Here is a 17,721-nt window from a genome sequence, read left to right as displayed (position 1 = left end):
CTGTTACCTTTTCAGAATATAACGGCGCACGGCGCTATTGTGCTCGCGCAGGGTTCTGGAGAAATAATGCCGCCCCTCCCCCATGGCCACAAAATAGTAATAGTCGCTCTCGTCCGGCTGCAAGGTGGCCAGGATGGCTTCCTTGCTTGGCATGGCGATGGGCGTCGGCGGCAGGCCGTCGATCATGTAGGTGTTATAGGGGGTGTGGGTTTGCAGATCCCGTTTGCGGATATTACCGTCGAAGAGCTCGCCCATGCCGTAGATCACGGTCGGATCGGTCTGCAACCGCATGCCGAGACGCAGGCGATTGACAAACACCGAGGCGATCAGCGGACGTTCTTCGGCAATACCGGTTTCCTTTTCGATGATGGATGCGAGGATCAAGGCTTCGTAGGGTGAAGCTATTGGCAGCCCTTCCATGCGCGCCTCCCAGGCTTCATCCAGAAAACGCTGCATTTCCTGGTAAGCCCGCTGCAAAATCGAAACATCGCTGTCACCCGGGGTATAGCTGTAGGTTTCGGGCAAGAACAGCCCTTCCAGTTTCTGTTGCTCTACCCCCAGTCGCTCGGCCAGTTCGGGTTCGGTCAGGCCGTCGAGTTCCACCTTGAGGTATTCCGCCTCCGCCAGCCGCTTCTGCCAGTCGATCAGACGCAGCCCCTCCACCAGGGTTACCCTCAGGTGATAGATGTCGCCGTTGACAAAAGTCATCAGTGCATCACGCAAGGAAGTACCGGGAGCCAGCTTGTAGGTCCCCTGGCGTACGGCCGCCAGTTCGGGGTGAAAACGCAACCACAAGCGGCGGTGCAGCTCGGACAGGGGCTCCGGGCTCAGCCGGTTGATAAGATGAAAGGTCGTTTCTCCCCGCGCCACCACGAACAAGGGATCGGACTGCTCGGCAATCACCATCTGCTCCAGCTTCTGCCACTGGCTGAAGCCATAGATCCCGACGCCCACCAGAGCCAGGGTCAGAGTCAGCATCAGCCGTCCCAGCCATTTAATCAGTTTGTTCATACGCTCGCTGTAATTCTCTTGCCATTGAAAAAGAAGATGATTCCCATTGTTCCTCAACCAGGGTCACCGGCACCACCCCCATCAGGGCATTGGTCAGCCAGATCTCGTCCGCCGCCAGTAAACCTGGCAGCCCGTCGCTGACCATGGACAGGCGCGCTCCCAGGTAATCCTGACTCCAGGCGCGCACGGTACCGCAAACGCCGCCATTCGACAAATCCGGGGTATATACTCGCGCTCCTTTTCGCCAGAACAGGTTCGCGGTTACCGCCTCCCGCACCACCCCGGCGCCGTCCAGCACCACCCCTTCGGCCAGGCCTCGCTGTTCAAGTTCCGCTTTGAGCAGTACCTGTTCCAGGCGGTTGAGTGTTTTCAGCCCTGCCAGCAGCGGGCTGCTGCCCAATCGTCCATGGCACAGGCCGATGGCCAGTCCCCGCTCCCGCCAGTCGTAATAATGAATGGGAAAGGGAGAGGTATTCAGCACCAGGGTAGGCTCGCCGCAGCCGTCGATGCCGTAACCCCGGGCACCGGTGCTGCGCAGCAGGCTGATGCGCAGCACCTGATCGGAGCCATCCAGCACGGCGTCGGCCTGTTCCCGCAGCCAGACCCAGTTCGGTTCGGCCATGTGCAGCCGGCGGCAGCCATCACGCAGCCGTGCCTGATGGTAACGCCAATGGCGCAGCCTGCCGGCTTGCGCATGGAGGGTGCTGAAGTGCCCGTCGCCCAGTTGCCAACCCCGGGCCAGCGCCGCGAGTGGATCGCCGGATGTGATGATGTTCTGCATGGTCACCGAATAAAAAAGCCCGGCACTGAGGCCGGGCTGGTATTGGCCAAAAGGCCATTATAAGCGCTTGAAAATCAATGAGCCATTGGTACCGCCAAAACCGAAGGAGTTGGACAGCGCATACTCGAACTGTCCGGGCTTGGCACACTGTGCCACCAGGTCCAGATCACACTCATCATCCGGGTTGTCCAGGTTGATGGTGGGCGGCGCTATCTGATCTCTCAGGGCCAGAACGGTAATAATGGCTTCCACCGCGCCGGCGGCCCCCAGCAGGTGGCCGGTCATGGACTTGGTGGAACTGACCATCAGCCGGTAGGCATGATCGCCGAAAACTTTCTTTACGCCACGCAGCTCGGCCACATCTCCCAGGGGGGTGGAGGTGCCATGGGCATTGACGTAACCGATAAGCTCGGGAGCAATGCCCGCATCACGGATGGCGTTGGCCATGGCGCTGGCCGCGCCGCTGCCGTCATCGGGCGGCGCCGTCATATGATGGGCATCGCCACTCATGCCGAAGCCAACCAGTTCGGCATAAATCCTGGCACCGCGCGCCTTGGCATGTTCGTACTCTTCGAGCATCATCACGCCGGCGCCGTCACCCAGCACGAAGCCGTCCCGCTCTTTATCCCAGGGACGACTGGCCTGCTCAGGCGCGTCGTTACGGGTGGAGAGGGCGCGAGCCGCCGCAAAACCACCCATGCCCATGGGGGTGGAGGCTTTCTCGGTGCCGCCTGCCAGCATGGCATCCGCATCACCGTAGGCGATCATTCGTGCAGCCAGGCCGATGCTGTGGGTACCGGTGGTACAGGCGGTGGTAGCCGCAATATTGGGGCCGCGCAAACCTTTCATGATGGACAGGTGACCGGATACCATGTTGATGATGGTGGACGGCACGAAGAAAGGACTGAGCTTGCGGGGACCGCTGGCGATCAGGTTGCTGTGATTCTGTTCGATAAGACCCAGGCCACCGATGCCGGAGCCCACAGAGACACCAACGCGATCCGCATTGGCGTCGGTAATTTCAAGACCGGAGTCGGTCATTGCCTGCAAACCGGCTGCCACACCGTACTGGATGAACAAGTCCATCTTGCGGGCTTCTTTCTTGGCGATGCCGTGTGCTTCGGGATCGAAGTCCTTGACCAGGCCAGCGAATTTGGTGCTGTAGTCGGTAGTATCAAAGTGCTCGATGTTGGTGATGCCGCTTTGACCTGCCAGCAGGGCCTGCCAACTGGCATCGACCGTGTTTCCGACAGGAGAGAGCATACCGAGGCCAGTCACCACGACTCTGCGTTTGGACACAGGAGCGTCTCCGAATGGGGGTTAAAACGGGGAAAGAACCGAAGCGGCGGCTGCCACTCCGGTACAGGTTTGTTATTCCTGATTGGCGTTGATGTAATCAATCGCGGCTTGAACGGTAGTGATCTTTTCCGCTTCTTCGTCAGGAATCTCGGTGTCGAATTCTTCTTCCAGAGCCATTACCAGCTCAACTGTGTCCAGGGAATCAGCGCCCAGATCATCAACGAAAGAGGCTGCGGGTATTACTTCTTCTTCCTTAACGCCCAGTTGCTCAACAATGATTTTCTTTACGCGTTCTTCGATGTTGCTCATGACCAGTATTTTCCTTTAGAAATACGCAAGTGCGTGTCGTTGCGGTAGTGTATTAAATTGACCGTAGTTTGCAAGCCTATTTGAGGCTGGTCTAACCAGAATTCATGCTAAAAATGCAGCAATTTCCGTCAAACAGGGTCTAACTGCCGGGATTTTCATCACACCATGTACATGCCGCCGTTAACGTGCAGCGTTTCACCGGTGATATAACCGGCCTCTTCCGACGCCAGAAAGGCAACGGCGGATGCAATTTCCTTGGCTTCACCCAGACGTTGTGCCGGAACCTGTGACAAGATAGCGGCCCTTTGCTCGTCATTCAATGCGCGTGTCATGTCAGTTTCAATAAATCCGGGCGCCACCACATTTACGGTGATGCCACGGGAGGCCACTTCCCGGCCCAGGGACTTGCTGAAACCGATCAAACCGGCCTTGGCGGCCGCGTAGTTGGCCTGGCCCGCATTGCCCATGGTGCCCACCACGGAGCCGATGGTGATGATACGGCCGAAGCGTTTCTTCATCATGGCGCGCAGCACCGCCTTGGACAGGCGGAATACCGAGGTCAGGTTGGTGTCCAGGATATCCTGCCACTCCTCGTCCTTCATCCGCATCATCAGGTTGTCGCGGGTGATGCCGGCGTTGTTGACCAGCACATCGATGTCGCCGTAGCGCTGCTTGATGGTATCGAGCAGTTGGCTCATGGATTCCGCATCGGTGACGTTCAGCACCAGCCCGGTGCCTTTCTCGCCCAGATAGGCGCTGATCGCCTCGGCGCCCTTGTCGCTGGTGGCGGTGCCGATCACGGTGGCGCCGCGGCTGGCAAACAATTCTGCGGTGGCCCGGCCGATACCCCGGCTGGCCCCGGTGACCAGCACCACTTTACCGGAAAAACTCATAATCACTCCTTTAAACCGTGGGAGGAGGTGGCGAAAAACACGCCGACTCGCCGTAGAATCCCGCCCCTGGGAGCTCGACGGCGCCATCCATGGCGCCAACGGTCGGCTTAGTTCCTCTCCGCCATCCCCTATCGCATTACGTCGCTTGCAGGAGCCGGGAAAGCCCGCCTCCGCTCCTCATTAACCCTTGACGGCGGCCAGCGCCTGCGTCAGGCCGGCGTCGTCGTTCACCGCCAGGCCTTCGACCCGCTTGTCGATGCGCTTGGCCAGACCGGTCAGCACCTTGCCGGGTCCCACCTCCAGCGCCAGGGTGATGCCCTGCCCGGCCATGGTTTCCACGGTTTCGGTCCAGCGTACCGGGCTGTACAGCTGGCGCACCAGGGCATCCTTGATGGCGGCGGGATCGGTCTCGGCCCTGACGTCCACGTTGTTGATCACGGGCACGGCAGGTGCGTTGAAGCTCATCCCGGCCAGGGTCTCGGCCAGCTGCTCGGCGGCCGGACGCATCAGGGCGCAGTGGGACGGCACGCTGACCGGCAGCGGCAGGGCGCGCTTGGCGCCGCTTTCCTTCATCAGACCGTTGGCTCGCTCCACCGCCGCCTTGTGACCGGCAATGACCACCTGCCCCGGGGAGTTGAAGTTCACCGCCGATACCACCTCGCCCTGCTCGGCCTTGGCACAGTTGGCAACGATGGTGTCGTTGTCCAGGCCGATGATGGCAGACATGGCACCGGTACCTTCCGGCACCGCCTCCTGCATCAATCGGCCGCGCAGCTCCACCAGCTTGACGCCGTCGGCCAGGGACAGCACGCCGGCGCACACCAGGGCGGAATACTCACCCAGGCTGTGGCCGGCCATCACCGCCGGTACGGCCCCGCCTTGCTGTTGCCACAGCCGCCACAGGGCGACGGACGCGGTCAACAGTGCCGGCTGGGTGCGCCAGGTCTTGTTCAGTTCTTCCGCCGGACCGTTCAGCACCAACTCGGCCATATCATAGCCCAGCGCGGTGGATGCCTCGGTAAAAGTCTGTTTCACGATGTCATGCTCGGCCAGCACGCCCGCGAGCATGCCCACCGCCTGAGATCCCTGTCCGGGAAAGGTAATGGCAAAAGTCATGATGTTTCCTTCTTTAAAAACGAACCAGGGCCGAACCCCAGGCAAAACCGCCGCCGAAGGCCTCCAGCAGTACCAGGTGACCGCGCTGGATGCGACCATCGCGTACCCCCTCGTCCAGGGCGATGGGCACGCTGGCGGCAGAGGTGTTGCCGTGCTTGTCGAGGGTCAGGATGACTCGCTCGAGCGGCATGTTCAGCTTGCGGGCCGTGGCATTGATGATGCGATAGTTGGCCTGATGCGGCACCAGCCAGTCCAGCTCGGACTTGTCGATGCCGTTGGCTTCCAGAGTCTGGGTCACGATGTCGCTCAGGCGCGACACCGCCACCTTGAACACCTCGTTGCCCTTCATGTGCATGTAAGCGTCCATCTCGCTGCCGGTCACCCCCCGCTGACGCTGGGGCAACTTGAGCAACTCACCGTAGCGGCCATCGGCATGCAGGTGGGTGGACAAAATTCCGGGCTCTTCGCTGGCCCCGAGTACCACGGCACCGGCGCCGTCACCGAATAGGATAATTGTCGAGCGATCGTCCGGCGCGCACATGCGTGACAGCGCATCGGCGCCGATCACCAGGATATGACGGGCCTGGCCGCCGCGGATAAACTGATCGGCGACACTCAAGGCATAACTGAAGCCGGCGCAGGCGGCGGCGATATCGAAGGCCGGGATACCGGGTACTTCAAGCATGGCCTGCACTTCGCAGGCCGCGGCCGGAAAGGCATTGTCGGCGCTGGTCGTGGCCAGCACTATCATGTCCAGCTGCTGCGCCTCGATACCGGCCGCGTCCAGGGCACGCAACGCCGCGCCATAAGACATGGTGGCGATGGTCTCCTCCGCCCCGGCGATGCGACGCTCCCGAATGCCGGTGCGCTCGACGATCCAGTCATTGCTGGTCTCTACCATTTGCTCCAGGTCGGCATTGGTACGTACCGCCTCTGGCAGGTAGCTGCCAGTTCCCAATATTCTACTGTTCATAGGCGTTATCTTGCGTGACTGTCCCGTGGGGCAGTGTCAAAACGATGCGCGATGCTTGCCGGCAGCTCATGTTCAATTTCGGCCACGGCCTGCAAGATCGCATTTAAGAAGGCGGGTGAGCCGGCACTCCCATGGCTCTTGACCACACTGGCGCGTAATCCTATCAGACTCGCGCCGTTATACTGGTCGGGGTTCAGATGGGAAAGTCGCCTTTTCAACCAAAAAGTCAGCATTTTCCATAAAATGCCGCGATGCTGGCCCAATCCCAACAACAGCCGGGCCACCCCCTCGCTGGCTTTCAGAGCCACATTGCCGACGAAGCCATCGCACACGATGACATCGGCCTTGCCGGCAAAGAGATCGTCCCCTTCCACATAACCCGTGTAATTCAATCCCTCGACCTTTGCTAGCCGCTGGGCGGCCTCTCGCACCGCCTCGTTGCCCTTGTTCGCTTCCGCGCCCACGTTCAACAAGGCGATACGAGGGCAAGACAAGCCCTGGGTATGGCGCGCCGCCTGCTCCCCCATCAATGCAAACTGCAGCAGTTGATCGGCGTCACAGCTGACATTGGCCCCCACATCCAGCAACAAGGCATAACCACCACCGGCTTGCGGCAGCCGGGTGATCAGGGCCGGCCGGTCTACCCCGGGCAAGGTATTGAGCACCTTGATGGCCATCGCCATCAAGGCGCCGGTATTGCCGGCGCTGACACAGGCACCTGCCTGGCCGGTGGCCAGGGCATCGAGCGCCCTGCGCATGGAAGAGTCGGTCAGATGCCGCAGGGCATAAGCAGCCTTGTGCTCATTGCCCACCTGCTGGGAGCAAAAATGTACGCGTACCCGGGCATGGGATTGTAAATGAAATCGGCTTAGCCAGGGAGAGAGTTCCGCTTCCGGACCAAAGAGGACCAGATGAAGACTGGGCAGAAGCGACAGTGCCTGCGCGGCGGCAGGCACTGTGACTGAGGGGCCATGATCGCCCCCCATCATATCTAACGCAACAATCAGCTGCGACAAAAGGCAACCCTTACTTGGCGATTACCTTTTTACCACGGTAGAAACCATCGGCGGTCACGTGGTGACGACGATGGATTTCACCAGTGGTTTGATCCACAGACAGAGCGGCAGTGCTCAGCGCATCGTGTGAACGACGCATACCACGTCTGGAACGGGTTTTACGGTTCTGTTGTACGGCCATTTGACCTCACTCCTAAATCAGTTACTTACGTTTCAATTCTTCCAGAATCGCGAAAGGATTCGGACGCTCATCGGTGGTGGGAATATCCCCGAAGCTCATGTCATACTTGCCCTCGGCACAGTGTTCATTCTCATGAACCGGCACCAGTGGCAGGTTGAGGATAAGTTCATCCTCGATGACCTGAACCAGGTTGATTTCACCAAATTCATCCACCTCAAAGGTGTCGTAGGCTTCCGGCAACTCCGGCGCCTCGGCGTCTTCACGCAGGGGCGTGTATGTAAACTCGGACTCTATAGCGGTATCAAACAGCTCATTACAACGTTGGCACTGGAGCGTTACCTGTGCACGGGCCTGGCCCGACATCACACGCAACCCTTGGGCATCTGTACCAAAGCTCAGAGAGACGTCAATATCACCATGGATACCTTGGGTTGAATCCGCCAGTCTGGGCATCAGCGCTGGGGCATAAGCGCCTTGATAATCGAGACGTTTAAGCGCGCAGCGAGCGGGATCAACCTTAATGGGCAACTTTACCTTTTCCATAAGGCGCGCATATTATAGCGACCGGCCACGGGAGTCAAAGGGAAAAATGCCTTGCAAGTCAATAACCAGACCAAAGGTGGGCCGGGCGATGCCGCGAGCATGACGACGGCCCGGCAAGGTACTACAATCCGGGTTTTGCTGTAACGCACCCAGGTGATCATGGCCCATATTATCCTCGCTTCTTCCTCCCGCTACCGTCAGCAGTTGCTGCGCAAGCTGGGGTTGGATTTCCACTGTCATAGTCCGTCTATTGATGAGTCGCCCCTGCCCGATGAAAACGCCGACGCGCTGGTGTTGCGCCTGGCGCAGCAGAAAGCCCGGGCGGTGGCTGCGCTATACCCCAGGGGCCTGGTGATTGGCTCGGATCAGGTCTGTGTCAACCAGGGCCGGATACTGGGTAAACCCGGCACCCGGAAACAGGCCCGGGCCCAGTTGCTGGCCGCCAGCGGTAACACCGTCACCTTTTATACCGGCCTGGCCGTGCTGGATGCGGCAAGCGGCGAGCTACACTCGCTGGTCGAGCCCTTCGCGGTGCATTTCCGTGTGCTGAACGAAGCCCAGGTAGACCGCTATCTGGACCGGGAGCCGGCGCTGGACTGTGCCGGTGCCTTCAAGTGCGAGGGGCTCGGCATCAGCCTGTTCGAACGCATGGACGGGCGCGATCCCAACAGCCTGGTCGGCCTGCCGCTGATTGGGCTGGTAGACTTGCTGGCCCGTTTCGGGGTGGACATTCCCTGAGCCGAAAGCCTGTCTATAGTTAACGCTTGATGCGGCATAGAGCGTACAGGGATGTATTCATAGCGTGTCGGCTGGGTCGTGCCCTTTGGCCTCCCTATTCTCCAGTGTCGCCTGCTGACACCACCATCAGAGGGTGTCGGAGCAACAGGGCCGCTTATCCACGGTTACAGCCAGTGCGGCAGCTGGCGGATATCATCGATCAGGGCTAATGGGGTATGTTGGCATAATTTTTCGTGGTCATGGACCCCGTAGGTAACCCCGATGCGATCCATGCCGATGGCTTCGGCCATGGCCAGATCGTAGCTGGAATCCCCCACCATCACCGCCTGCCCGGGAGACAGCTGCAGTTCGTTCAGGATCTGCTCCAGCATCAGCGGATGGGGCTTTGACCTTGCCTGGTCCGCTCCGCGCAGGGCATGAAAATAGCGGCCCAACCCCGTCTCCTCCAGCACCCGATCCAGCCCTGCCCTCGCCTTGCCGGTGGCCACCGCCAGCCGGTAGCCATCCCGGTGCAGATCCATGACGGTATCGGCAACGCCGTCGAACAGTGGCGAGGGCGTGCTGTTCAGCTCCATATAATGCCGGCGGTAAACCGCAAGCAAGGTATCGGCCTGCCCGGCCGGCAGAGGGCCGAACAACAGCGGAAACGCCTGCTGGAGGCTAAGCCCGATGATATGGCGCACCGCGGCGGCCTCGGGCATCGGCAGCCCGCACTCGGACGCCGCAGCCTGCATGGACGAAACGATACGCGCGACAGAGTCCATCAGGGTACCGTCCCAGTCGAAAATCACCAACTGGTACTTCATGCCGGCGGCAGCTTGTCGAGCAACCGCTGCAGGCTCGGTTCCAGCGGTGCCTCCAGGGTCATGGTCTGCTCCAGCCGCGGGTGGTAGAAGCGAATACGGCAGGCATGCAGGAACAACCGGCCGAGCCCCAGCTCGCGCATACTTTCATCAAACTGGGCATCGCCATACTTGTTGTCGCCGGCAATGGGGTGCCCCGCATGCAGGGTATGTACCCGGATCTGGTGGGTACGGCCGGTGACCGGACTGGCTTCGACCAGGGTCGCCTCACGATAGCGCCGGATGATGCGGAAACGGGTTTCCGAGGGTTTTCCTTCCTTATCTACCCGCACCACGCGTTCGCCCGACGCCAGCACATTTTTCTTGAGCGGCGCCGTCACCGCCTTCTGATGCGCCTGCCACTGGCCGCGTACCAGGGCAAAATAGTGTTTGTCCATGGTCTTGTCGCGCAGCTGCTCATGCAGGCTTTTCAGCATGCTGCGCTTCTTGGCAATCAGCAATATGCCGGAGGTATCCCGATCCAGGCGGTGCACCAGCTCGAGGAAGCGCGCCTCGGGCCGCAAGGCCCGCATGCCTTCGATCACCCCGAAACTCAGGCCGCTGCCGCCGTGCACGGCGGTGCCCGCCGGTTTGTTCAGCACGATGAGGGCATCGTCTTCATAGAGGATAGCCGCGTCCAGGGCCTGAACCTTGTCGAGCCTGGCCGAGGGCAGCGCCTGCTCCCGCTCCGCCACCCGCACCGGCGGCACCCGGATCACGTCACCGGCCAGCAGTTTGTACTCCGGTTTGATGCGCTTTTTGTTAACCCTAACCTCACCCTTGCGCAAAATTCGATAAATCAGGCTTTTGGGAACGCCTTTAAGCTGAGTCCGTAAAAAGTTGTCGATGCGCTGCCCTTCATGCTCAGCCTCTATGGTGAGCAGCCGCACGTTTTGCTGTTCTTGTTTCATGGCCGCCATTCTAACATCAGCTACAGGCCTTTTGCTGTAAAAAAGGCGCCTTGCTAAGATTGTGGGTAAAGTGTGATAATGCATGCGTTTTTCGTGCTTTCCGCAACCGGACGGCACAGCCTGAATACCCTTGGTTATCCGTTTTATTCGCGGCCTTTGGGCTCCCCCCTCTGACGTGAAAGACACCTGAAAATGCGCCTCATGCGTACCCAGCCGGGAGGCTGTATCCGTTACGCTAACAGACTCGAGGCCGGTGCCGGTCGGAATACAATGGCCAACCAGGGGATACAAACACTGTAACAACAGTAAAAACCTAATAAGAAAGAGTACTCAATGAAAAGAATGCTGATTAACGCAACCCAAGAAGAGGAGTTGCGTGTAGCCCTGGTAGACGGGCAGAAACTCTATGATCTGGATATCGAAAGCCCCGGTCACGAACAGAAAAAAGCCAACATCTATAAAGGCAAGATTACCCGGGTAGAACCCAGCCTGGAAGCCGCCTTTGTCGACTACGGCGCCGAACGCCACGGCTTTTTGCCGCTCAAGGAAATCGCCCGTAACTACTTCCCCGCCGGGTACAGCTACCAAGGCCGCCCCAATATCAAGGAAGTGGTCAAGGAAGGTCAGGAAGTCATCGTTCAGATCGACAAGGAAGAGCGCGGCAACAAAGGGGCTGCCCTCACTACCTTTATCAGCCTGGCCGGTTCCTACCTGGTGCTGATGCCCAACAACCCCCGCGCCGGTGGTATCTCCCGCCGAATCGAAGGTGACGAGCGTACCGAACTGAAGGAAGCCCTGGCTCACCTCAAGCTGCCCGACGGTATGGGCCTTATCGTCCGTACCGCCGGGGTCGGCAAGTCCGGCGAAGAACTGGAGTGGGACCTGCACGTGCTGCAAACCCACTGGTCCGCCATCCAGGAAGCCGCCGAAAGCCGCTCCGCCCCTTTTCTGATCCATCAGGAAAGCAATGTCATCGTCCGTGCCATACGTGACTACCTGCGCCGTGACATCGGCGAGATCCTGATCGACAACCCGGTGGTGTTCGAACGCGCCAAGCAGCATATCCAACTGGTGCGTCCCGACTTCATCAACCGGGTCAAGCTGTACGAAGGCGAAGTGCCCATGTTCAGCCACTACCAGATCGAGAGCCAGATTGAGTCCGCCTTCCAGCGGGAGGTGCGCCTGCCCTCCGGCGGCAGCATCGTCATCGACCCCACCGAAGCGCTGACCAGCATCGACATCAACTCTTCCCGCGCCACCAAGGGCGGTGATATTGAGGAAACCGCGCTGCAGACCAACCTGGAAGCGGCGGAAGAGATCGCCCGTCAGCTGCGCCTGCGCGACCTGGGCGGCCTGGTGGTGATCGACTTTATCGACATGACCCCGGTGCGCCACCAGCGCGAGGTGGAAAACCGCCTGCGCGATGCCGTACGCCAGGATCGGGCCCGCATCCAGCTGGGCCGTATCTCCCGTTTCGGCTTGCTGGAAATGTCCCGCCAGCGGCTGCGTCCGTCGCTGGGCGAGTCCAGCACCCACGTCTGCCCCCGCTGCCTGGGCCAGGGCACCATTCGTGACAACGAATCCCTGGCGCTGGCCATACTGCGCCTGATAGAAGAGGAAGCGCTGAAGGACAACACCGGGCAAATTCACGCCCAGGTGCCGGTCGACGTGGCCGCCTACCTGCTCAACGAAAAGCGCAAGTCCATCGCCGGGCTGGAAAACCGCTACAAGGTCACCATTTATATTATCCCCAACGAGCAGCTCGAGACTCCTCACTTCGAGGTTGCACGGGTACGCACCAACGATGTGGAAGACGTCACCAGCTTCGATCTGAAAACCACGATCGAAAAACCGGCTTACATCCCTCGGCAAAGCCAGGCCGCTCCCAAGAGCGAACAACCGGCCCTGCAAGGCTTTACCGCTCCGGCACCGGCCCCCGTGCCCGTGGCAGCCAAGGTTGAATCCGCACCGGCAGCCCAACCCGGTCTGCTGAGCCGCCTGTTCTCCGCCCTGTCCAGCTGGTTCAAGGGTTCGGCAGAGCCGACGCAAGCCACTCCGGAGCCCGGCGAGAAGCCTGCTCGTCCGTCCGCCCGCAATAACGAGCGTCGGGAGCGCGGTGATCGCCGCAACAACCGCAACCGCAGACCGCGGGACGAAGAGCGTGCCCCCAGGCCGGCCCCTGCGGCCCAGGCCGAGCCATCCGCCGAGGTGAAAACCGACAAACCCCGCCGCGAGCGCCGTAAGCCGCGTCGTGAGCAACCTCAGCAGGAGCGACAGAAACCGCAACAGAAAGAAACCGCTGCGGTCGAACTGCCGCTGGTGCAGGCTCCCGTCCCCGTTCAGGAAACAGAGCTGGTAGAGCACGAGCAGAAGGAACTGGTGGTGGCGGAGCGTCGCCAGCGTCGCCAGATGCGTAAAAAAGTACGCATGGATGCGGAAGGCCGCCAGGGTGACACCTCCCCCGCCGATGCAGCAGTGCCGACCGACGATGCCCAGGCTCCGGAAAAGGCAGAGCGCCGTTCACGTCGCCAACCCAAGCCCCAGTTGGAAGAGGAAGCGGTAGCCACCGAGCAGCCGTCTCACCACCAGCGCGGCAACAACATGCCCAAGCGCAAGCGCATCAATGAAGACAGCCGCCGCCAGCGCCGCCAGGACAGCGTTGCCGCCCTGATCGCCGCCCACGGTGAAGATAAATGGGTCGCCCAGGAAGAAACTGCGGCTACCCCGGTGGCGGATATCGAGCCATCCCCTTCTACGGTTGAGAAGACCCAGAGCATGCCGCCGGTAGCCGCCGAGCAGGAAGTTCAACCCATACCGGTTACCGAGGAAGAAGCTGTCCATGCCGAGCCCGAGGCCGTACTCGAACCGAAGGCCGAACCCGTACAGCCCGCAGCCGTGACCGAACCGAAGGCCGAACCCGTACAGCCCGCAGTCGTGACCGAACCGAAGGCCGAACCCGTACAGCCCGCAGCCGTGACCGAACCGAAGGCCGAACCCGTACAGCCCGCAGCCGTGACCGAACCGAAGGCCGAACCCGTACAGCCCGCAGTCGTGACCGAACCGAAGGCCGAGCCCGTACAGCCCGCAGTCGTGACCGAACCGAAGGCCGAGCCCGTACGCCCCGAGACTGCGCCCGTGGCGGAAGCCCCCGTTCAGCGCCAGGCCGAGCCGGAAACGGCGGTGCCCGAGCCGGTCGCCGCACCTGAAGCAGCTCCGCTGAATGGCAAGCCCCGGCAGGTATCCGGCCTCTACCAGGCCGCCCGCCAGGCCTCTGCCCCCATGGCCAAGCCACCGGCAGTACCTGTTGTACCTTACGTCAAACCGGACTATCCGCCATTGGAGCGCAAGGCCGTTGTGACCAGCGGCCGGCGTGCCGGCACAGATGCGGCCCGTAGTACCGCTTCGGCTCCTACAAGCAAGCCCGAGTAACGGCTCGGCTACACTCAAAAGGCTCCCTTAATGGGAGCCTTTTTTGTTATCCCCGCTGCCGATGGAAATGGTTCAACAGACCGTCACAGGCTGATTCAATCAAGTCCAAAACCTGCTCAAAACCCTGATCCCCACCATAATAGGGATCCGGTACTTCCAGCTCCGGCTCGGCTGCAAAGCTCAGCAACAGCTTGACCTTGTGATGGTGCTCCGGCGGACAGACGGTTTTCAGATCGGCCAGGTTGCTGCGGTCGGCAGCCAGGATAAGATCGAACTCGATAAAATCCTCTCTCCGTATCTTGCGCGCACTGATCCCGCTGAAGTCATACCCCCTCGCCTCTCCCGCCGCCCTGGAACGGCTGTCCGGGGCCGCCCCGCTGTGGTAACTAATAGTTCCAGCTGAATCCATTCCGATCTCCAGCCCCGCCGCCCGCACCTTGTGGCGGAACACTGCCTCGGCCGTGGGCGATCGACAAATGTTGCCCATGCAGACGAACAAGACTCTAATTTTTTCCTTATTTTTCAAGTCTTTAACCCTCATTTTTGGAGAGAATTTCACATCCAACGAACGAAAAATACTATCAATTAAATCAACAGTTTACGGGTTGTTTTGGGGAAAGATTACCAGATTTCCGAGCAAACTCCCTACCCCGATGGCTGACACGGGGGATTTAAATCCCCCTTTAGAGCTTGTGTTATTGCGGATTTGACGATGGTTCTGGGGAACATAATTGCCACTTAATCCCTTGTTTTTCCGGGTTACTACCGCTCTATCTACCCCGGTCTGCGGCTGCCCTATGCCACCAAACGCGTGCTTTATGAAACAACGGGGATGTCACTAACCCTGGTGGTGTACGCCGGCGATAACCTCGCTCGCTTCATCCGCCACTCTTTACTGACCCCCTCCCCGGCCAGGAACAGCCGGCCTCGGCCGGACTGGTTGATGGCATCCATCACCTGCATCAGTTCCTGGCTGTGCGGCTGCTCCTCTACCTGGTCGAATAGCTCAGGCTGATAGCAACTGGGTGGCCAGAAGTCTTCCAACATTACTCCGGCTTTCTGGTACCGGTATCCGTCCCTCCAAATCGCATCCAACCCGCGCACCACGGCGGCGATAATGTCCCGGCTATCCGCCGTTGGCAGCAGCAGTTGCACCGACGCCTGATTGCTGTAGCGCGGCTCATTCTCGGCAAACGGGCTTGTCCTCATGAACACCTGCGCCAGCCGGCAGTACTGCCGCTCCCGTCGTAGTTTCTCCGCGGCCCTGGCGGCATACTGGCACACGGCCTCGCGCATCTGCTGGTACTCGGTCACACGGTCGCCGAAAGAGCGGGAGCTGATGATCTGCTTTTTCGGCGCCGGACTTTCTTCCCAAGGGATGCAGGCAGTGCCGTTCAGCTCCATCACCGTGCGCTCGAGCACCACGCTGTACTGCTTGCGGGCCAACTTGGGCGGCAGCCTGGCCAGGTCTAGCGCGGTGGTGATGCCCTGGGCCCCCAGGTGCTTGGTCAGCTTCCTGCCGATACCCCACACCTCTTCCACCGGCGTGATCGCCATCAGCTTGCGCTGCCGTTCCCGGGCTGTCAGGTCCACCACTCCGCCGGTAGCCGGCCATTTCTTCGCAGCATAGTTCGCCAGCTTGGCCAGAGTCTTGGTCGGGCCTATCCCTACCCCCACCGTAATGCCCACCCATTTTTCTACCGTCACCCTTACCTGCTGACCAAACTCTGTCAGTTCCATGGCCGTGGCCACGCCGGTCAGATCAAGAAAGGCCTCGTCAATGCTGTAGATCTCCACCGCCGGCGCCAGCATTTCCAGCACCCGCATCACCCGGCTCGAAATGTCGGCATAAAGCGCGTAGTTGCTCGAGAAGGCAATCCCCCCGGCGCGCTCGAACGCTTCCATTACCTGGAAGTACGGCGCGCCCATCTTGAGACCCATGGCCTTTGCTTCTGCCGAACGGGCAACCAAACAGCCATCGTTGTTGGACAGCACCACGATCGGCCGCCCGTGCAGATCCGGTCGAAACAGCCGCTCGCAGCTGGCATAGAAGTTGTTGCAGTCAACCAGGGCGTAGGTGGTCATGACCGACGGAACGAATGAATGACGTTGGTCACCACTCCGAACACATCCAGGGTTTCGCCATCGTCGAGGTTGATGGGATGAAACGTGGGGTTGGCCGGCACGAGGCGCACTATGGGCCGCAGCTCCAGGTACTTGCAGACCATCTCACCGTTGACCGCAGCGATCACAACATCGCCATGTCGGGCCTCAAGGCTCCTGTCCACCACCAGCAAATCCCCGGGCTGAATGCCGGCCCCGGTCATACTCAGGCCACCGGCCCGCACTAGGTATGTTGCCGACGGATGCTTGATGCACAGATCGTTCAGATCAATGGCCTGCTCTACATAGTCCTGCGCCGGGCTGGGAAATCCACACTGGGCGTGTTCCAGAAGTAGCGGAAGCGGGTATCGGGTTCGTTGTTCGTGGGGGCCAAGTACTGTTACTGCATCGTACATAGGAAAAGTCCCATATTACTGTATGTATGAACAGTATAATTTGAGATCGCCAGAGGCATCAAGATCACCAATTGGAGCCTATGCCGCAGGCTATACTGGGGGGAAGCGAAGGAGGATGGTATGTGCGGCAGGTTTGCTTTGGATGTGGAAACGGCTGGAAGGGTTAGAATCAGTCTGGGGATCCCCTTTGATGCCCAGGCTAATGACGATGTGCGGCCTACCAACGCCGTCGCCACCGTGGCAATGATCGATGGCCAGTTACAGCAGTTGAATACTCACTGGGGCATCAAACCTGATTGGGCCTCTCATCTGTTGATCAACGCCAAAGCCGAAACGGTAGCAACCAAGAAGACGTTTTCCCTCGCGTTCGCCGAACGCCGTTGCTTGGTGCCGATGTCCGGCTGGTATGAGTGGAGGGACGAAGGCGGTCCACGGAAATCCAAGTACCTGTTTCACGCAAAAGACGGCAGTGAACTTTACATGGCCGGCATCTGGTTCCCACCGCAGACAGATGAGGTAACTCCCGCACTGGTCACACTCACGACGACACCCACAGAGCTATGCGCTCAGTACCATAACCGAATGCCGTTGTTAGTTGCACCCGAAGATTTCGGTTATTGGTTCCGATCTCAACCCGGGCAGTTGCCCCATCTGCTGAAGCAGGGAACCAGTGAAATGATAACGGTTAATCAGATGTGACTATTCAATATACCTCTATTCAAACGAACACGTACTCAGTTGTATGTGGTCATTGGGATGGTAAGTTCTTTGACTTGGAGTGAATCATGAACATCGAAGTTCTCAAACACATTGTAAGTAATGAACCGTCACTAATTGAAGATATAGCACAGAAACATAACCTCGACTCATCAGCATCTGTAGGGGTGGCAAGACAATTAGTGGCCCAACATGGGAACCTTGCCGCGCTCTCCCAGAAGCAACGGCATCACTATGACCAATGCATATCCCCTCTCCTTGAGAATGTGCCGTGCGACGGTATATACGGTGAAGGGACATGCACGGGCAATGGATTTATCGATGATGACACATTGTTGGGATGCTATCTTGAGGGGGACTTTCTTTGCCAGCTCTGTCGCTATGATGCGGAAAGAATTTCACGCGAGTAACTACTTCTTCGTATCCGAGAGTGGGGCCAGTGG

General features: G+C 59.7%; 19 protein-coding genes. 4 read left to right on the top strand and 15 right to left on the bottom strand.

The window, feature by feature from the left end; all coding sequences use genetic code 11:
- Positions 1 to 3: 3 nt before the first annotated feature.
- The 10 genes from mltG to yceD form a co-directional block, all read right to left on the bottom strand.
- On the bottom strand, positions 4 to 1,011 hold the full coding sequence (mltG, locus tag ACEVBK_RS09930) for an endolytic transglycosylase MltG (RefSeq protein WP_375058441.1): 1,008 nt from the start codon (positions 1,009 to 1,011) through the stop codon (positions 4 to 6).
- Positions 995 to 1,792: an aminodeoxychorismate lyase gene (pabC, locus tag ACEVBK_RS09925; RefSeq protein WP_375058440.1), complete on the bottom strand. Its 798-nt coding sequence runs from the start codon at positions 1,790 to 1,792 to the stop codon at positions 995 to 997. Before pabC ends, mltG begins: the two co-directional genes overlap by 17 nt.
- 57 nt (positions 1,793 to 1,849) lie before the next feature.
- Positions 1,850 to 3,091, bottom strand: a complete 1,242-nt coding sequence (gene fabF, locus ACEVBK_RS09920; RefSeq protein ID WP_375058439.1) for a beta-ketoacyl-ACP synthase II — start codon at positions 3,089 to 3,091, stop codon at positions 1,850 to 1,852.
- Positions 3,092 to 3,163: 72 nt separating this feature from the next.
- A complete protein-coding gene (gene acpP, locus ACEVBK_RS09915; RefSeq protein WP_375058438.1) occupies positions 3,164 to 3,400 on the bottom strand; it encodes an acyl carrier protein in 237 nt (78 codons plus the stop codon).
- A 158-nt stretch (positions 3,401 to 3,558) separates the two neighbouring features.
- Positions 3,559 to 4,293 carry a 3-oxoacyl-ACP reductase FabG gene (fabG, locus tag ACEVBK_RS09910; protein WP_375058437.1) on the bottom strand — a complete coding sequence of 245 codons (735 nt, stop codon included), beginning with the start codon at positions 4,291 to 4,293 and terminating at the stop codon, positions 3,559 to 3,561.
- A 180-nt stretch (positions 4,294 to 4,473) separates the two neighbouring features.
- Positions 4,474 to 5,412 (bottom strand): ACP S-malonyltransferase, encoded by a 939-nt coding sequence (gene fabD / locus ACEVBK_RS09905; protein ID WP_375058539.1) that lies wholly within the window; start codon positions 5,410 to 5,412, stop codon positions 4,474 to 4,476.
- 10 nt (positions 5,413 to 5,422) lie between these two features.
- Entirely contained in the window at positions 5,423 to 6,382 is a 960-nt protein-coding gene (locus ACEVBK_RS09900) for a beta-ketoacyl-ACP synthase III (RefSeq protein ID WP_375058436.1), read from the bottom strand.
- Positions 6,383 to 6,387: 5 nt separating this feature from the next.
- Positions 6,388 to 7,398, bottom strand: coding sequence for a phosphate acyltransferase PlsX (gene plsX, locus ACEVBK_RS09895; RefSeq protein ID WP_375058435.1), 1,011 nt, complete (start codon positions 7,396 to 7,398; stop codon positions 6,388 to 6,390).
- A 10-nt stretch (positions 7,399 to 7,408) separates the two neighbouring features.
- Positions 7,409 to 7,579 carry a 50S ribosomal protein L32 gene (gene rpmF, locus ACEVBK_RS09890; RefSeq protein WP_094040976.1) on the bottom strand — a complete coding sequence of 57 codons (171 nt, stop codon included), beginning with the start codon at positions 7,577 to 7,579 and terminating at the stop codon, positions 7,409 to 7,411.
- Between the two features lie 21 nt (positions 7,580 to 7,600).
- Complete coding sequence (gene yceD, locus ACEVBK_RS09885; protein WP_375058434.1) at positions 7,601 to 8,122, bottom strand: 23S rRNA accumulation protein YceD; 522 nt, start codon at positions 8,120 to 8,122, stop codon at positions 7,601 to 7,603.
- Between the two features lie 156 nt (positions 8,123 to 8,278).
- Here yceD and ACEVBK_RS09880 point away from each other — a divergent pair, with 156 nt between their 5' ends.
- A complete protein-coding gene (locus tag ACEVBK_RS09880) occupies positions 8,279 to 8,860 on the top strand; it encodes a Maf family protein (RefSeq protein WP_375058538.1) in 582 nt (193 codons plus the stop codon).
- 164 nt (positions 8,861 to 9,024) lie between these two features.
- Here ACEVBK_RS09880 and ACEVBK_RS09875 read toward each other — a convergent pair whose 3' ends face one another.
- Together ACEVBK_RS09875 and rluC are read right to left on the bottom strand one after the other, a co-directional pair.
- Positions 9,025 to 9,666 (bottom strand): HAD family hydrolase, encoded by a 642-nt coding sequence (locus tag ACEVBK_RS09875; protein WP_375058433.1) that lies wholly within the window; start codon positions 9,664 to 9,666, stop codon positions 9,025 to 9,027.
- On the bottom strand, positions 9,663 to 10,613 hold the full coding sequence (rluC, locus tag ACEVBK_RS09870; RefSeq protein ID WP_375058432.1) for a 23S rRNA pseudouridine(955/2504/2580) synthase RluC: 951 nt from the start codon (positions 10,611 to 10,613) through the stop codon (positions 9,663 to 9,665). Before rluC ends, ACEVBK_RS09875 begins: the two co-directional genes overlap by 4 nt.
- Before the next feature lie 333 nt (positions 10,614 to 10,946).
- Between rluC and rne the strand changes: the two genes are divergently transcribed.
- Positions 10,947 to 14,042, top strand: a complete 3,096-nt coding sequence (gene rne, locus ACEVBK_RS09865) for a ribonuclease E (RefSeq protein WP_375058431.1) — start codon at positions 10,947 to 10,949, stop codon at positions 14,040 to 14,042.
- A 46-nt stretch (positions 14,043 to 14,088) separates the two neighbouring features.
- Here rne and ACEVBK_RS09860 read toward each other — a convergent pair whose 3' ends face one another.
- From ACEVBK_RS09860 to umuD, 3 genes are all read right to left on the bottom strand, one after another.
- Entirely contained in the window at positions 14,089 to 14,583 is a 495-nt protein-coding gene (locus ACEVBK_RS09860) for a low molecular weight protein-tyrosine-phosphatase (RefSeq protein ID WP_375058537.1), read from the bottom strand.
- A 275-nt stretch (positions 14,584 to 14,858) separates the two neighbouring features.
- On the bottom strand, positions 14,859 to 16,127 hold the full coding sequence (gene umuC / locus ACEVBK_RS09855; RefSeq protein ID WP_375058430.1) for a translesion error-prone DNA polymerase V subunit UmuC: 1,269 nt from the start codon (positions 16,125 to 16,127) through the stop codon (positions 14,859 to 14,861).
- The gene (umuD, locus tag ACEVBK_RS09850) at positions 16,124 to 16,561 is read right to left on the bottom strand and encodes a translesion error-prone DNA polymerase V autoproteolytic subunit (protein ID WP_375058429.1); all 438 of its coding nucleotides are present in this window, start codon (positions 16,559 to 16,561) and stop codon (positions 16,124 to 16,126) included. The genes umuC and umuD overlap by 4 nt, the downstream gene beginning before the upstream one ends.
- Before the next feature lie 120 nt (positions 16,562 to 16,681).
- Here umuD and ACEVBK_RS09845 point away from each other — a divergent pair, with 120 nt between their 5' ends.
- Positions 16,682 to 17,260 carry an SOS response-associated peptidase gene (locus tag ACEVBK_RS09845; RefSeq protein ID WP_375058428.1) on the top strand — a complete coding sequence of 193 codons (579 nt, stop codon included), beginning with the start codon at positions 16,682 to 16,684 and terminating at the stop codon, positions 17,258 to 17,260.
- A gap of 86 nt (positions 17,261 to 17,346) precedes the next feature.
- A complete protein-coding gene (locus tag ACEVBK_RS09840; RefSeq protein ID WP_375058427.1) occupies positions 17,347 to 17,688 on the top strand; it encodes a hypothetical protein in 342 nt (113 codons plus the stop codon).
- The last annotated feature ends 33 nt before the right edge of the window (positions 17,689 to 17,721 follow it).

The sequence above is a fragment of the Zobellella sp. DQSA1 genome, assembly GCF_041950555.1.
Taxonomy (GTDB): domain Bacteria; phylum Pseudomonadota; class Gammaproteobacteria; order Enterobacterales; family Aeromonadaceae; genus Oceanimonas.
The sequence above is the reverse complement of the archived record's forward strand: the minus strand, read 5'-3'. Positions and strand labels throughout refer to the sequence as shown.

Excerpts from the sequence above, each read along its gene's own strand:
- acpP (WP_375058438.1), bottom strand. The coding sequence starts at position 3,400 with ATGAGCAACATCGAAGAACGCGTAAAGAAAATCATTGTTGAGCAACTG.
- ACEVBK_RS09845 (WP_375058428.1), top strand. The coding sequence starts at position 16,682 with ATGTGCGGCAGGTTTGCTTTGGATGTGGAAACGGCTGGAAGGGTTAGA.
- pabC (WP_375058440.1), bottom strand. The coding sequence starts at position 1,792 with ATGCAGAACATCATCACATCCGGCGATCCACTCGCGGCGCTGGCCCGG.
- rluC (WP_375058432.1), bottom strand. The coding sequence starts at position 10,613 with ATGAAACAAGAACAGCAAAACGTGCGGCTGCTCACCATAGAGGCTGAG.
- yceD (WP_375058434.1), bottom strand. The coding sequence starts at position 8,122 with ATGGAAAAGGTAAAGTTGCCCATTAAGGTTGATCCCGCTCGCTGCGCG.
- mltG (WP_375058441.1), bottom strand. The coding sequence starts at position 1,011 with ATGAACAAACTGATTAAATGGCTGGGACGGCTGATGCTGACTCTGACC.
- fabG (WP_375058437.1), bottom strand. The coding sequence starts at position 4,293 with ATGAGTTTTTCCGGTAAAGTGGTGCTGGTCACCGGGGCCAGCCGGGGT.
- umuC (WP_375058430.1), bottom strand. The coding sequence starts at position 16,127 with ATGACCACCTACGCCCTGGTTGACTGCAACAACTTCTATGCCAGCTGC.
- umuD (WP_375058429.1), bottom strand. The coding sequence starts at position 16,561 with ATGTACGATGCAGTAACAGTACTTGGCCCCCACGAACAACGAACCCGA.
- ACEVBK_RS09900 (WP_375058436.1), bottom strand. The coding sequence starts at position 6,382 with ATGAACAGTAGAATATTGGGAACTGGCAGCTACCTGCCAGAGGCGGTA.
- ACEVBK_RS09875 (WP_375058433.1), bottom strand. The coding sequence starts at position 9,666 with ATGAAGTACCAGTTGGTGATTTTCGACTGGGACGGTACCCTGATGGAC.
- ACEVBK_RS09840 (WP_375058427.1), top strand. The coding sequence starts at position 17,347 with ATGAACATCGAAGTTCTCAAACACATTGTAAGTAATGAACCGTCACTA.
- rne (WP_375058431.1), top strand. The coding sequence starts at position 10,947 with ATGAAAAGAATGCTGATTAACGCAACCCAAGAAGAGGAGTTGCGTGTA.
- ACEVBK_RS09860 (WP_375058537.1), bottom strand. The coding sequence starts at position 14,583 with ATGAGGGTTAAAGACTTGAAAAATAAGGAAAAAATTAGAGTCTTGTTC.
- rpmF (WP_094040976.1), bottom strand. The coding sequence starts at position 7,579 with ATGGCCGTACAACAGAACCGTAAAACCCGTTCCAGACGTGGTATGCGT.